We start from the raw sequence: 14,133 nt of genomic DNA, 5'->3' as shown, positions 1-14,133 counted from the left end.
GAAGAAGGTGAACCTCATGCGGCTGCCGATCCAAATTAATGAACAAAGTGCAGAGCCGCTTTATCATCAGATCGAAGTACAATTGCGAGCCTTAATCGTCAGCGGTCAACTTTCGGAAGGGATGCTGCTGCCATCGATACGCGAGCTTGCCCAAACCGTTAAGTGCAGCGTGATTACAGTAAAAAGAGTATATAACGATTTGGAAGCGGAAGGGCTGCTTCGAACAAGGCAAGGAACCGGCACCTATGTGGCACAGGTTGGTGATCAGGAACGTGACCGGCATCGTCTTGCTGCTGTTATTGAAGCGCTAGAGCTGGCAGTAGTGGCCGGCAAGCGGGTTCAGTGCACAGAGGAAGAGCTGCAGACGATGTTTAAAGAAGCGATGAGCAAGCATTTTGATTAAAGGATGGGACATATGATGAATGAGACGATGGCGATACAATTAGACGGCGTTGTGCAAAATCGTGCGAGCTTCAAACTAGGGCCGGTTCATATGAGTATTCCACAGGGTTACATTACTGCCATTGTTGGGCCGAACGGATGCGGTAAGAGCTCCACCTTTCGCTTAATGCTTGATTTGGATAAAGCGGATGAGGGCACCATTCAGCTGCTTGGAGAGCAAGTGGAGAATGGGCTCAGCACAGAGGTTAAAAAACGAATTGGTTACTTGCATGATCAATCCTCCTCGCATGAGGACAACATGAAGGGGACGGAGAAAGCTGAGTTTCATCGCTTCTGGTATGACAAATGGGATGTGAATCGTTATCGGGAGCTGCTTCGCATTCTTGAGGTCGATGATAATCAGCTGCTTGGCAAAATGTCGAAGGGGATGCGTCGCAAATTTGAATTTGCACTAGCCCTAACACATAATCCGGAGCTGCTCCTGCTCGACGAGCCTTCCTCGGGGCTTGATCCGCTTGCATGGAAAACAATGATTGAGGTGCTTCATCGGTACATGGATCGAGGAGACCGTACCATTCTTATGACCTCCCATATCATCGAAGAGGTGAAACGACTTGCTGATTTTATCATCTTTATGGCTCAAGGCAGAGTGCTTGGCATGTACGAGAAGGATGAGCTATTCAGCAGTTGGTTTACGTTATTTGTAAGTGGAGCGGATCTGACTCCGAAGAAAGCAGCGTTAATCCCAGGTCAAACTGTTGTAGAGCATGCAGGCGGAACGACCTATCGAATTGCGACAAATCAGGCTGCAGAAGCTGAAGCATGGTGTACTGAGGAAGGCTATCAGATTGTAAGCAGGCAGGCACTAGAGCTGGATGAGATTATGAATGCCTTGCTTACACAAGATAGATTAAATACAAGAATGAACTAATAGAGGGGAGTAATGAAATGAATCCATTAATAGTAGAAAAGGTAGTTAAGCAATACGGGGATAAAACAGCAGTTAACGAAATTAGCTTGGAGGTAAGCGAGGGCGAGATTTACGGCCTGCTCGGTGCCAACGGCGCCGGCAAAACAACGACGATGCGGATGGTGCTCGGCTTGATCTATCCGGACGAAGGGCGGATTCTCTACAACGGAAAGCCTTACAGCAATGAGCAGCTTAGCCTGCTCGGGTATTTGCCGGAGGAGCGCGGGCTCTATCCGAAGGTGAAGGTCAGCGATCAGATCATCTATCTGTCGCAGCTCAGAGGAATGTCGAAAGCGGATGCCGACCGCAACCTGAAGCAGTGGCTGGAGAGGTTCGAGGTGCCGGAATATTACAACAAGAAGGTCGAAGAGCTGTCGAAGGGGAACCAGCAGAAGATTCAGTTCATTGCAGCTGTCAACCACAAACCACGGATCGTCGTCATGGACGAAGCGTTCAGCGGACTTGACCCCGTCAACGTCGAATTATTGAAGTCGACGGTGAAGGAGCTGCGCGACTCCGGCTCGAGCATCCTATTCTCGACGCACCGGATGGAGCATGTCGAGGAGCTGTGCCGCAACATTACGATTTTGCATCGATCGAACACGGTCTTGAAGGGCAGTTTGAAGGAAATTAAAAAACAATTCCCGAGAGAACGTGTCATCCTTGGCGCTGACAAAGAAATTAGTGGACTCGATCGGCTGGCCGGCGTAACCGGAGTCACGCGCACGGAGCGCGGCTACGATATTGCCATCTCCTACGAAGCGGCGGGCGCAGACATTCTTCGTTTGGCGATGGAGCAGGCGAACGTGAATCATTTCGAAATCAAGGAACCGACGCTAAATGAAATCTTTATCCGAATGGTGGGTGATCGTCATGAATAGTTTCTGGACGGTAGTAGGGTTTACGATCCGGAATAAGGTCAAAGGCAAAGCTTTCGTCATTACTACGTTGATTATCGCGTTAATTATCAGCATCGGCATTAATCTTCCTTATATCATTGCACAGTTTGATAAAGGCGACAAAGTAACAAATATCGGCTATATCCAGTCGCAGAGCGAACAAGCGGCGAGCGGCACGACAACAGGCGACAGCTTGAAGGCATACTACGAGAAACAAGAAAATTCGAACATCGTGATGGTTCCTTTTGAGGACAAAGGCGATGCCTCGGCAAACGAGAAGCAGTTGAAAAAAGCAATCGATGAAGGGGAAATCAAAGGCTACCTTGAGTTCGGCGATATGACGGACAGCGGTTTCCCGGAAATGACTTACAAGTCCGAGAAGCTGATGGAATTCGGCATGACGGAATCACTGCAGGGAGCGCTTTTACAAATTCGCCAAACGAACGTGCTTCAGGATGCGGGCCTTTCCGCAGAGCAAATGGCGCAGCTATCGGCTCCGATCAAGATCGGCACCGTTCAGATTTATACCGGCGAAGGTTCGGGCAGTGGCAACACGGGCAGAACACCGGCGGAGCAAGGCGTCAACATGGGCGTCATCTATGTCATGATTATCTTCCTGTTCATGGCAATCATGACCTCCGGCAACATGATCGCGTCGGAGATTACGGCGGAGAAAAGCTCGCGTGTCATGGAAATCCTCATTACGAGCGTATCGCCGCTGAAGCAAATGTTCGGCAAAATATTCGGCATGTTCGTCGTCGTCATTGTGCAGGTCACATTCTACTTAGCCGTCATTTTGACGAACATATCCATGCCGCATAACAAAGGGGCATTAGGCAATCTCGACATCGACTTGTCGCTCGTCGATCCGATTCTGCTCATCTACGCGCTGCTGTTCTTCCTGACGGGCTTCTTCCTGTTCGCGACGCTGTACGCGGCGGTCGGTTCGATCGTAAGCCGGACGGAAGACCTGGGCCAAGCGGTCATGCCGCTGACATTCGTCTCTCTGGCGGGCTTCTACATCGCAATCTTCAGCATAAGCGCGCCAGACAGCATGCTCGTGAAGGTGACGTCGTACATTCCGGTCTTCTCGCCATTCGTCATGCTGCTCCGCCTTGGGCTGACGGACGTGCCGATGTGGCAGACGCTTCTCTCCTTCGGCATCCTGCTCGTCTCGATCTACGCGGCGGTCTACATCTCAGCTAAGATCTACCGCACCGGCGTACTCATGTACGGCAAGCGCCCTAGCTTGAAAGAAATCCGCAAGGCTATGAAGGCGTATAAGATTTAGGAGTAGTTCTTGGTTCCATCTGATTGCGGCTGCCTAAAATCGTTGGAAATTCCATCTGCTTTGAATTTACCTCATTACGGTATTCAAAAGTTATTGAAAAAACCCACATTCGGCCTATCTGGCTCGATTGTGGGTTTTTTGCTTAGTTAGATGAGGTCCTATCCAATCTCATTTTCATTTTCATTCTCTTTATAGATGGAGATCAACACGATTGCCTTATCTTCACCTATATTTCTTACTAAATGTGGTGTACAAGCATTCCAACTAAAGGAATCACCTTCTCCAAATTCAGCCTTATCTTCCCCTTGCTCCGCGTAAATTCTCCCTTTAATGACTATATGGACCTCCTCGCCTTCATGTGCATGAGGAGTATTGCCAGTCGCAGAACCAGGAGGAAACTCTATAATCATCATCCGTACGTTTTTTGTGGAACTCAAGTGTTCGACTTTTAGATTTTCTGAACCGCTTGTTGTGATTGTCCGTTCGTCTTTCCGAACAATTCTCATTCGCTCTTCTTTCTTTAGAAGCAAGTAGGCAAGTGGCACTTTAAGTGCTTGAGCTATACTTTCTAATGTTGAGATGGACGGTGAGGTCTTATTCGTTTCAACCTGACTCATAAATCCTTGAGACAGTCCGGTTGTTTCGCATATTTGAGCGATTGTGATATTCTTTCGCTTCCGGATCGCTCGTATAGTGGAGCCAATATCCATCTAATCACACCTCTAGAATATTTGTAATACTAAATTTAATTTTATATTATCAATATTTGTGTTGACAAGTCAATGTAAATCGTTTTAAATTACACCTATAGAAAATATATTTCTATTACTAATATTTTGGAGGTAAAAAGAATGAATAAAACAGCTTTTGTTTCCATTATCATGCGAGTGGTGTTGGGCATCATATTTATATTTCACGGAGTGGATAAGTTTCAGGGAATAAGCAATGTAGAAGCTTGGTTCAGTTCCATAGGCATTCCGGGAGTTTTAGCTTATGTTGTTGCAGCGATTGAACTTATCGGCGGTATATTGTTGATCTTGGGGTTGTTTACTCGTTATGTAGCAGGATTGTTTGTCATCATACTCATCGGTGCAATTATAACCGCGAAGTTATCGGCTGGACTTCTTGGTAACGGTCAAATGGCTGGTTATGAGCTGGATCTTGGATTCATCTTGGTCTCGTTGTATCTGGTTGTTGCCGATCGATCACCGTTCTCTGTTGACCGTTTTATTATGAGCAAGCGCAGTGAATAACTTACAGCATGGAGGAAACTAAGATGAATCCGAAATATCAATATGACGTTCACTTACCGGTTAAACTAGAGCAAGGAAAGAAATATCCGACGATCTTCACTTTCCATGGCAAAGGATCGAATGAACGAAATATGTTCAGTTTGGTTGCTCCATTGGCTGAAGATTTCATCATCATTGGGATTCGCGGTAATTTGCCGCTTGGTACGGGATTCCAATATTACGATTTGAAAAGCCTAGGAAACCCAATTCGAGAGATGTATGACCAAGCGGTTACAGATCTCGAAGCATTCATTCAATATGCGACTGAGGAGTATCCAATCGATCCTGACAAACGTTATTTGCTCGGCTTTAGCCAAGGCGCAATCCTGTCCATGACGCTTGCACTTACAATGGGAGATCAATTAAAGGGAATCGTAGCGTTGAACGGATATATTCCTGAGTTTGTGAAAACGGAGTATTCACTTCGAAGTGCTAAGGATGTTTCCATATTTGTCTCGCATGGAGAATTCGACTCCGTATTCCCGGTTCGTATCGGGCACGAGACAGCTGCCTATTTAAAAGACCAGACGGAGCGCTTAACTTTCAAACTATATCCGACCGACCACGGCGTATCCGAAGAGAACCAGCTTGATTTTATGAAGTGGATGAAGAAGGATGCCGAACTAAACATAAATAAGGAGTGAGATGATATGATGCCATCCTATTTTTTCGCGCACGGTGCACCTTCAATCGTGCTCGATGATAACGAATATACAAAGTTGCTTAAGCAATTTAAAGAGCACACGCCAAGACCAAAAGCTATCGTTCTCTTCTCCGCTCATTGGGAGGAATCGATACAGACGGTTAGCGCCGCAGAAACTTATGAAACCATTTATGATTTTGGCGGGTTCCAAGATGAGCTTTACCAGATGACTTATCCGGCACAAAGTGACCGATCGTTAGTAGATCAGATTCAAAACTTGTTTACAAAGCATGGTGTTGAGAACGTTCAAAATGAAAAAAGAGGTTTAGACCACGGGGCATGGGCTGTTCTAAAACTACTGTATCCGGATGCAGATATTCCGGTCGTAGCGCTATCCGTAAATCGTTATTTATCTAATGAAAGGCAGTATCAAATCGGCAAGGCATTAGCGGAACTCCGGGAGCAGGATGTTCTTATCATCGGAAGCGGTGGGACCGTTCATAATTTACGGAAATTGAACTGGCGGTCGGAGGGAATTGACGAGTGGGGGGAACAATTCGATAACTGGATTCAAAGTAAGCTGGAGTCATGGGATACCGAAGCCCTGTTTCAATACCGTGAGCTCGCTCCCCATGCCCAAGAGGCCGTACCGACAAATGAGCATTTCATTCCGCTTCTTCTCGCCATGGGAGCAGGTGACGTCAACCGCAACGCAAAACTTCTTCACCGCAGCTACCAATACGGTAACCTAAGCTTAAGCTGCTGGCAATTCAATTAAGATGAAATGAAAGAGGGCGGATCGGATGACATCCGCAATTAAGACGGCAGCGGAGAGAATAATAATATTTTCCATTGCCGCTGTGTATATTGCGTTGCAAGCGGCGCAGCTTGAGATGCTGGTCTTTCTGCTCGGTGGATTGGTGTTTACTGCAATCGCCTTGCTGTTGCCAAAACTGAAGGGGATGACGTTTTGGCTTACGATTTTCTTTGTGACTATTGGAGTTGTACTTCTTGCGCTTCAGAAAGCAAATGCTAGGATTTGGTTCGAGTCGGCTGGAATAAACGTGACCATTGTAACGCTTTTCCTATTCGCCCCGTTGTTCGGAATTCCAGTTCGTATTCCTGAATACGTTAAGGCCTTGAAGCGGTTTTACGAAGCTAACCTGCACAGCAAGGCCGCTCTATTCTTGGGAACGCAGCTGCTCACTCAAATTATGGGCGTATTTATCAACGTGGGTTCGATACCGGTTGTTTATCAAATGGTCTTTATTAAACCGCAGCCAGGGATGAGCCGTTTGCTTGCAAATGCGCTCAACCGAGGTTTTGCAGGAGCGATTCTCTGGTCACCTTATTTCGCTGCCATGACACTAGTGACTTCTACGCTAGGACTGTCCTGGTCGTCCGTCCTGCCCTATATGCTTGGACTCGCCATTCTTAGCCTCGGCATAAGCTGGGCAGTCGATTTTCGGGAATTGCGTGACGCTAGTCTAGATGAATTTGAAGAGGCAGTAGACAAAAAGGAGAACTCGAATTTTCCAGTTGGACTCGGCATGTATTTAATAGGCGCCATTATTGTCATCTTAACCATGGAACATATGATCAAGCTGCCAATGGTCTTATTAATCTGTATGGCTGCAGTAGCTTTCCCTTTGTTCTGGTGCATTATAAAGGGGACCATGAATATATACAGAGAAGGAATTATAAATCATATAACAATCACTTTGCCGGCTTTGCAGAAAGAGATTACGCTTTTTCTGGCCGCCGGCTTTTTCAGTGGAGCAATTGGGATTACGAACTTCGGCTCAAAGGTTCCGAATTTGCTTGAATTTGTTCCAATGCCGATTTCCTTCACATTCACGATATTAACCGTTCTATTGATTGCAAGCACTTCAATAATTGGTCTCCATCCGATCGTGCCAGTGACTATGCTCGCTGGAGCCATTGATCCCTTGAGCGTGCAAATCAGCCCAACTTATTTTGCGGTGCTGCTGCTTGGAAGCTGGGCTTTGTCTAATCCTATCTCGCCGGCTTCGGCTGTAAACAACTTGCTGTCCGGTTTACTAAAGAAATCAGTGTTTGAGATAGCTGCACCGAATTACAAGTTCGCCGGCTGTATGGCGCTCAGTTTGATCGTTTTTTTAATGGTTGTTGTGAGGTATTAGAACAAAAAACTAAAGAGTGGCTGTTGGCATTAGAAAATGTAAGGGCATTACATGTTGAATCGATCGAAAGAATAGTGTGAAAAAGATTTACACATAAATGAATAACGAATAGCGTATTCCCTTCTACTTGGCTCATTAAAATAGAAATCCGGTGTAAGCGATACACCGGATTTCATTACTGAGTGAGAGATTTTTATCTTTTCCAAGTGTCATATTGAGCTTGTTTTTCTTTGATGATGTCATCTACGCCAGCAGTTTTCAAACGCTCGAGGAATTTAGGCACGGCTGTAGTCGGGTCAATCGAACCAGAGCTGATAGCCGGGATCATCTCAGTCATAACGGAAGCTACGTTGGCAACTTGCGTTTTTACAGGAGTTGGGTCAAATACAAAGCCTGATAATGGCGAAACATCTGCTGTTTGATCATTTTCAAAAACGATTGACTGAGCTTTTCTCTTCATTTCGCCAGCTGCATTTTCGGCATGATCAGCACGGTTGAATGTTGGGCTGAAGGATTGACCGATTTGCCATTCATTCCAGTTGAAATTATATTTGCCTTCAATTTGAGTGAAGTCACCTTTTTCGTTGTAGGTGTAGTCAACGTCTTTTTCTCCTAATGTAATGAGTTTGTATAGATCATCATCAGTGTTTAGCAACTCAATTAATTGCAAAGCCTTTTCAACGTTTTTTGAACCTGAATTGATAGCAATAGCTGCATTGGAGGCAGCTCCAGCTGAAATCAATGTACGAGTAGTAGATACGGATAGAGCAGGGTAATCTTTGTATTCTGTCATGGACATAGCTTGCTCTTGACCTGGAAGATCGATGCTGTCAGGCCAGCCATAGTGCATCGCAAAAACAATTTTACCAGCTTTACGATCAGGAGTTGTATCTTTTACCGTTGCACCATCTTTGCGCACATAGCCTTTATTGAACCAGTCACGCATAATTTCTGCGTATTTAGCGAACTCAGGAGTTTCAAACTGGTTGATAACTTTGTCTGGCGCATTGAGATTGACCCAGCCAGGAGTTAGCAAATCACCTACAGGCTCCATATCCCAGTAAAGCGGCTCATTGGCAAAAAAACTATGATTAGCGCTAGTTTCAAATCCGATCATGTCAGGATGCTTAGCTAACGCTTCGCCAAGGAAAGGTCCTACCATTTCGAGAGCTTCTATGGTTGGCTTGCCTTTAACAGCTTTCCAGTCAAACCCCGTTTCTTTAAGAACATCTTCGCGGAAGATAAAGCCACTGCGCTTGGCAACGCCCCATTGCTGATAATTGACAACTGCATAAATACGATCATTTATTTTCACACCATCCCATAGACCTTGAGGGATGCGGGAAAACGTTTCAGGCGCATGTACAGGAAGAAGGTCAGTTAAGTCAGCATACGCTCCCTTTGAAGCGTTTCCAAAGTAATTAATTCCACCCCAGAATGCAGTGAAAGCAAGATCCCAGTCGTCGCCCGAATTGATCATCAGATTCATTTTATCTGCATAAGTACTGCCGTCTACAAGTACTAAATTCAATTTGGCATTGATTTTTTCAGCAATAATTTTATTAGCTTTGTTCATGATGCGGTCAAAGTCATTGACAGGGCTGTTCGACATATAGAAGTTAAGGGTAACGAGTTCTTCTTTTTCTTTTTCTTTTTCAGCATTTTTAGTATCAGGTGCTGGAGTCGTAGAATCGCCGTTAGCGTTTGGTGAAACCTTCGAGCAGCCAGACAGGATCATGGTGAGAAGCAGAGTTACGCTGATCAACAACATAGAAATTCTTTTCATTGATATCCCCCTAAAATCTAATTTTATTCTCAACTAGATTCTTGTAAAATTACTCTTTTACAGCACCTATTGTTAAGCCTTTTTCGAAATACTTCTGTAGAAAAGGATACAGTAATATAATCGGACCGATGGCAAGTACACAGGTCGCCATCCGTGCTCCTTCACTAGGAAGCATGCCGATAGCGGCTTCCATAGATTTAGATGCTGCTTCATTGGCTTGCAAATAGCCGATATTGTTCATTAAAGATTGCAGTAAATATTGCAATGTGTACAGCTTCGGCTTTTCGATATACAAGGCAGTGGTCGTCCAGTCATTCCAGTAGGAAATCGCTGTGAACAGACCGATAGTCGCCAGTGACGGTTTTGAAAGTGGAAGTGCAATACTGAAAAAAGTACGAATTTCACCTGAGCCGTCTATGCGTGCAGACTCGAACAAGGAACTAGGAATCGATTTGAAAAAGTTTTTCATAATGAGCACATTGATCGCTGACACAAGGAAGACGACAATGAGAACCCAGATGGTATTCTTAAGATGCAAATATCGTGTTATTAAAATGTAGGATGGAACAAGTCCGCCATTGAACAGCACGGGAAGGTACACGAATAAAGTGAGTGCATTTCGATAGGTAACTTCAGGTCGCGTCAACGAATAGGACAGCATCGAAGTAACAAGTAAATGCAGCAGCGTACCAACAACGGTTACAAAGATCGTTACTGCGTATGCATTGGCAATCGAGCCTGCTCCGCTAAATACGTATCGATAAGCTGAAATATCGAACACTTTGGGCCAAAAATTATATCCGTCGACCATAAGCGACTTTTCAGCTGTAAACGATATCGATACAACTAATAGCAGCGGAATGATACAGGCTAGTGCTGATACAATGAATATGAGATGAATCACGATTTTTGACACGTGAAAGTTTCTTGCTAAAATGAAAATCCCTCCCTTTCTCTACGCTGATCGATTAAAATAAGGCGCTGTCGGGGTCTGTTTTTTTAATAATATAGTTAGAAATCAGGACAAGAACGAGACCGATCACTGCCTGATATAGACCAATTGCAGACGACATGCCATAGTCGTTCAGCTTTTTCAGAGAGCGGAATACAAGGGTGTCTATAACATCTGTTGCACCATATAGTGCTCCTGAATCATTGGAAAGGGTATAGAATCCATTCCAGTCGCCCAATCCGCCATTGAACAACTTACCTACCCATAACAACATGAGGACGATAATTATTGGTTTCAGCAGCGGCAGTGTAACATATTTGACTTGCTGCCACTTCGAAGCGCCATCCAATTGAGCAGCTTCATAATAGTCCGTATTAATCCCCGCGATCGCTGCTACATACAATACCGAATAGTAACCGATATTCTTCCACAGATAGGCTAAGGGAAGAATATAGTGCCAATGTGAAGGCTCACTGTACCAGTAAATAGCTTCTCCACCATTTGATTCGATAACATTGTTGACAATACCTCGGTCTACACTAAGCATACCGAACACAATATACTGAACTACAATCCACGAAAGGAAAACTGGCAGCAATAAAGCACCTTTATAGGTGGCTGAGAGCTTTTTATTTTTCACTTCGCTCAATAGAATGGCCAATATTAGTGCACCGAGCGTAACGGTAACCATCTCTATGATATTGTAGAAAAGTGTATTGAACGTAACAATTTTCGCTGTTTCGGATTTAAAGAAAAATTCGAAGTTTTTGAACAGCGGATCCATCCATGCGCTTCCGAATATACCATCGCGTGCATTGTAATCTTTGAAGGCGATTATGACACCGCCCATTGGGATATAACACATGATTGCAATGAATAGTAGACCAGGTGACATCATTAAATAGAAAGGAAACTGTTTACGTACGCTGCGCAATGTTCTGTTATGAATTGATCTTGTAGTTAGTTTCATTGAGATCACCCCCTTCCTTGCAATTAATCTTTTACTTCCCTCATTGTATTTAGTGGTACTTTTATCCACAACAATCAAAACCATCATTCTCTTAGTTTTTCGACAGAAGGCATCTCTAAAAAATAATGAAATCTACAAAGAGCTTTAATCGTTGTGATGCTAAATGGATACTTATGCTATTATGATGATAATTGTAAATACATAGAAAATCGAAGTCGTATGAACTGGGGGATCACAATGAAGCTACCGAGGATATTGGAAAAAAACAGTACGAGCTTTTTTCGCAAATCATTCTTCTCCTTTCTGATTATTACGATCCTCATCACTGTATTGCTTACTGTTTTCTTGACCATTACTTATTTACGCACGAGTATCTCGATGATTAACCGCTTCAATCATGAGCTGATTGAACATTACAATTACAGTATTACCTACCTAGATGAGACTGCAAAAAAATTAGGAAATGCACTGTACAGCGATAAAGATATCATCCAATTTATTAATATGAAGAAAAATGATGAGATCGTGGCGATTTTAGCAAGCAAGGTCATTGACAAGCACTTTCTGACACTAAAAGATATCGATAGCGTTTATCTTTACAATGCGGGGGCGGATTTGTTTTATTCTTCAAGGAGCGGTGAACGCCAATCAGCCTCTACCTTCTCAGATCAAGCGATTGTAGCGCTGCTAACCGATAAAAATTTTATAGCGGCGTATCGTGGTCGGCCTATTGTGACATCTGTAGAAGAAGCAACGCAATCGGCCGATACATGTTCCTATATATTATTTGAACCGGGGGAGACTTTATCGGGCTTGAAAAACGCTATTGTCGTCAACATTCGCACGAAAGCGCTTACGGAATCTATTCAAGCGATCAATGGCAATAACCCTGAAACGAAATCTTCTTTTTTAGTCGTTGATTCAAACGGCTCTGTTCTAAGTAAGACGCTCACACCGGAGTTTGAGCATAATATGAGTGAAGTAGGCGGATTAAGCCAGCAAGCAAATGAACTAGTTGGAAGCAATAATCAGATCCGAGAAATTGGGGGTATCAGCTATTTGGTATCCAGCAGTAAAAGCAACGCAAACAATTGGTACATTATGGGCCTTACTCCTGTAAAAGAAACGTTTAAGGATGTAATTAAAGCATCAATGGTGTCTGCGGGTATCGTAATTGTTGTATTTATCATTTGCGCAATAATTTGTCTGTACTTGGCTCGCAGACTGAATCATCCGATTCAAACAATTACGAAAATTATTAACGGCGAAGCTTCTGAGAAAAACGATGTAGTCATTTCGAGAATGGAAGAATTTCAATTTATTTTGTCTGTATTCGAGTCTATGAAAGAGAGAAATCAACAGCTTGATAAAATAATCCATGAAGCAGGCTATGCGGTCAAACAAGACTTTCTTAATGCACTATTAAGTGATAGTACTACACACTCTATAGACCAAGTGCAGGAGAAACTACATGACATCAAACTGGATTATATCGCCACCAGTCAGTTGTGCATGTGTCTCATTAAAATCGATAATTACAGCCAATTTGTATCAGTGAATAGCCAGAAGGAACGATGGGCACTACGCTATGCTATTGTGAATATTGCAACAGAACTGGCAGCGGACTATGGTGTGTGCGAAATTTTCAGCAGTGAGCCCGATAAATTCGTAGTGATTATGGATTGTTCCACAGTAACCCAATATAAAGTGCTGCAGGAGAAAATAGAGCGTTACTTGCTCGAGGTACACAGTAATACACTTAAGTATCTTCGTATTTCTTTATCTATGGCGTATAGCACGATGTTTCAGGGGATTGAGCATTTACCTAGCATGTACAATAATATGAAGGGCTCCATTCTGTTGAAGATGCGCTATGGACATGGTTGTATTATTACTCCTTACATGATGGATGAAATCAACACGGATAATTTTCATATACCCGTCAAGAAAGAAGAGCAGTTGGTTGAGAAAGTACTCGAGGGCAATTATGAATCTGCTGCCGCAATCTATCAAAGTATTAGTCCAAAGTTATATCAATACACTTACGACGAAATTTTGTATTGCATTGTTCATTTGATTTACAGTGTTTACTCCAGTGTGCTAAGCAAGATGCCTGCAGTAAAGGATAGCCAGGAGTTAACTCTACAAAAGTTTTTGCGCGGGATTCAAAATGCAGAAGTGAGTACAGATATGGACAGCGTAATGGATTCATTTTTACAGAAGCTGTGTAATAAAGTGGAGGTTCTCAGGAACACTTCCAATAGTAATGACCATCTGATCCAACGTATTGTCGCAATTGTCGAGCAAGAATATTCCAACACAGAATTATGCCTGAGCTCTATCGCCGAAAAATTACGGTTATCATCTAACTATGTTGGCCATATATTCAAAACTGCACATGGGCAGTCTATTGCGCAGTATATTTTCGACACGCGAATGCAAAAACTGGACGAATATATGCGCAATACGCAGCTTCCTTTAACATCCATTATTGAAAAGGTGGGACTAGAGAGGAATAATTATTTTTACACGCGATTTAAAAAGCATTTTGGCATGTCCTTGAGTGATTACAGACTGCAGCTTGGGCAAGAGATAGATCATGAAAATGATATGCCATTTCAATATTAGCATCGTTCTGAAGAGCCTGATTCCATTGCGGATATTGGGCTTTTTTTTATTAACTTGAAAGTTATCAGATTGAATTCAGAGAAATGATATTAAATAGTAGTCGATTTGTATTACTTTTCGAAGAAATACAAACTTTTT

Annotated in this window: 13 protein-coding genes; 9 read left to right on the top strand and 4 right to left on the bottom strand. The window is 43.5% G+C overall.

Going from position 1 to position 14,133, the window contains the following annotated elements; all coding sequences use genetic code 11:
* Window positions 1-16: 16 nt before the first annotated feature.
* The 4 genes from MHH56_RS27685 to MHH56_RS27670 are packed head-to-tail and all read left to right on the top strand — an operon-like array spanning window position 17 to window position 3,562.
* Complete coding sequence (locus MHH56_RS27685) at window positions 17-403, top strand: GntR family transcriptional regulator (RefSeq protein WP_339204857.1); 387 nt, start codon at window positions 17-19, stop codon at window positions 401-403.
* A gap of 3 nt (window positions 404-406) precedes the next feature.
* Complete coding sequence (locus MHH56_RS27680; RefSeq protein ID WP_339204856.1) at window positions 407-1,333, top strand: ABC transporter ATP-binding protein; 927 nt, start codon at window positions 407-409, stop codon at window positions 1,331-1,333.
* A gap of 17 nt (window positions 1,334-1,350) precedes the next feature.
* Window positions 1,351-2,253, top strand: coding sequence for an ATP-binding cassette domain-containing protein (locus tag MHH56_RS27675; RefSeq protein WP_339204855.1), 903 nt, complete (start codon window positions 1,351-1,353; stop codon window positions 2,251-2,253).
* Window positions 2,213-3,562, top strand: a complete 1,350-nt coding sequence (locus tag MHH56_RS27670; protein ID WP_339204854.1) for an ABC transporter permease — start codon at window positions 2,213-2,215, stop codon at window positions 3,560-3,562. Before MHH56_RS27675 ends, MHH56_RS27670 begins: the two co-directional genes overlap by 41 nt.
* A gap of 158 nt (window positions 3,563-3,720) precedes the next feature.
* Here MHH56_RS27670 and MHH56_RS27665 read toward each other — a convergent pair whose 3' ends face one another.
* Window positions 3,721-4,272 carry an XRE family transcriptional regulator gene (locus tag MHH56_RS27665; protein WP_339204853.1) on the bottom strand — a complete coding sequence of 184 codons (552 nt, stop codon included), beginning with the start codon at window positions 4,270-4,272 and terminating at the stop codon, window positions 3,721-3,723.
* A gap of 141 nt (window positions 4,273-4,413) precedes the next feature.
* Here MHH56_RS27665 and MHH56_RS27660 point away from each other — a divergent pair, with 141 nt between their 5' ends.
* The 4 genes from MHH56_RS27660 to MHH56_RS27645 are packed head-to-tail and all read left to right on the top strand — an operon-like array spanning window position 4,414 to window position 7,659.
* Window positions 4,414-4,815, top strand: coding sequence for a DoxX family protein (locus MHH56_RS27660; RefSeq protein WP_339204852.1), 402 nt, complete (start codon window positions 4,414-4,416; stop codon window positions 4,813-4,815).
* A gap of 23 nt (window positions 4,816-4,838) precedes the next feature.
* On the top strand, window positions 4,839-5,498 hold the full coding sequence (locus MHH56_RS27655) for a dienelactone hydrolase family protein (RefSeq protein WP_339204851.1): 660 nt from the start codon (window positions 4,839-4,841) through the stop codon (window positions 5,496-5,498).
* Window positions 5,499-5,504: 6 nt separating this feature from the next.
* Window positions 5,505-6,275: a class III extradiol ring-cleavage dioxygenase gene (locus tag MHH56_RS27650; RefSeq protein ID WP_339204850.1), complete on the top strand. Its 771-nt coding sequence runs from the start codon at window positions 5,505-5,507 to the stop codon at window positions 6,273-6,275.
* Between the two features lie 25 nt (window positions 6,276-6,300).
* Window positions 6,301-7,659, top strand: coding sequence for a hypothetical protein (locus MHH56_RS27645; RefSeq protein ID WP_339204849.1), 1,359 nt, complete (start codon window positions 6,301-6,303; stop codon window positions 7,657-7,659).
* A 193-nt stretch (window positions 7,660-7,852) separates the two neighbouring features.
* On the opposite strand, the gene MHH56_RS27640 is transcribed toward MHH56_RS27645, so the two are convergent.
* Genes MHH56_RS27640 through MHH56_RS27630 form a run of 3 tightly spaced genes read right to left on the bottom strand, consistent with a single transcriptional unit; the run spans window position 7,853 to window position 11,367 of the window.
* Entirely contained in the window at window positions 7,853-9,445 is a 1,593-nt protein-coding gene (locus MHH56_RS27640) for an ABC transporter substrate-binding protein (RefSeq protein WP_339204848.1), read from the bottom strand.
* A 49-nt stretch (window positions 9,446-9,494) separates the two neighbouring features.
* Window positions 9,495-10,361 carry a carbohydrate ABC transporter permease gene (locus MHH56_RS27635; RefSeq protein WP_256710832.1) on the bottom strand — a complete coding sequence of 289 codons (867 nt, stop codon included), beginning with the start codon at window positions 10,359-10,361 and terminating at the stop codon, window positions 9,495-9,497.
* Window positions 10,362-10,413: 52 nt separating this feature from the next.
* Complete coding sequence (locus MHH56_RS27630; protein ID WP_339204847.1) at window positions 10,414-11,367, bottom strand: ABC transporter permease subunit; 954 nt, start codon at window positions 11,365-11,367, stop codon at window positions 10,414-10,416.
* Between the two features lie 237 nt (window positions 11,368-11,604).
* On the opposite strand from MHH56_RS27630, the gene MHH56_RS27625 reads away from it, so the two are divergent.
* Window positions 11,605-13,995 carry an AraC family transcriptional regulator gene (locus tag MHH56_RS27625; RefSeq protein WP_339204846.1) on the top strand — a complete coding sequence of 797 codons (2,391 nt, stop codon included), beginning with the start codon at window positions 11,605-11,607 and terminating at the stop codon, window positions 13,993-13,995.
* The last annotated feature ends 138 nt before the right edge of the window (window positions 13,996-14,133 follow it).

It is taken from the genome of Paenibacillus sp. FSL K6-3182, assembly GCF_037976325.1.
GTDB lineage: Bacteria > Bacillota > Bacilli > Paenibacillales > Paenibacillaceae > Pristimantibacillus.
This window is presented reverse-complemented; position numbering and strand designations above follow the sequence as displayed.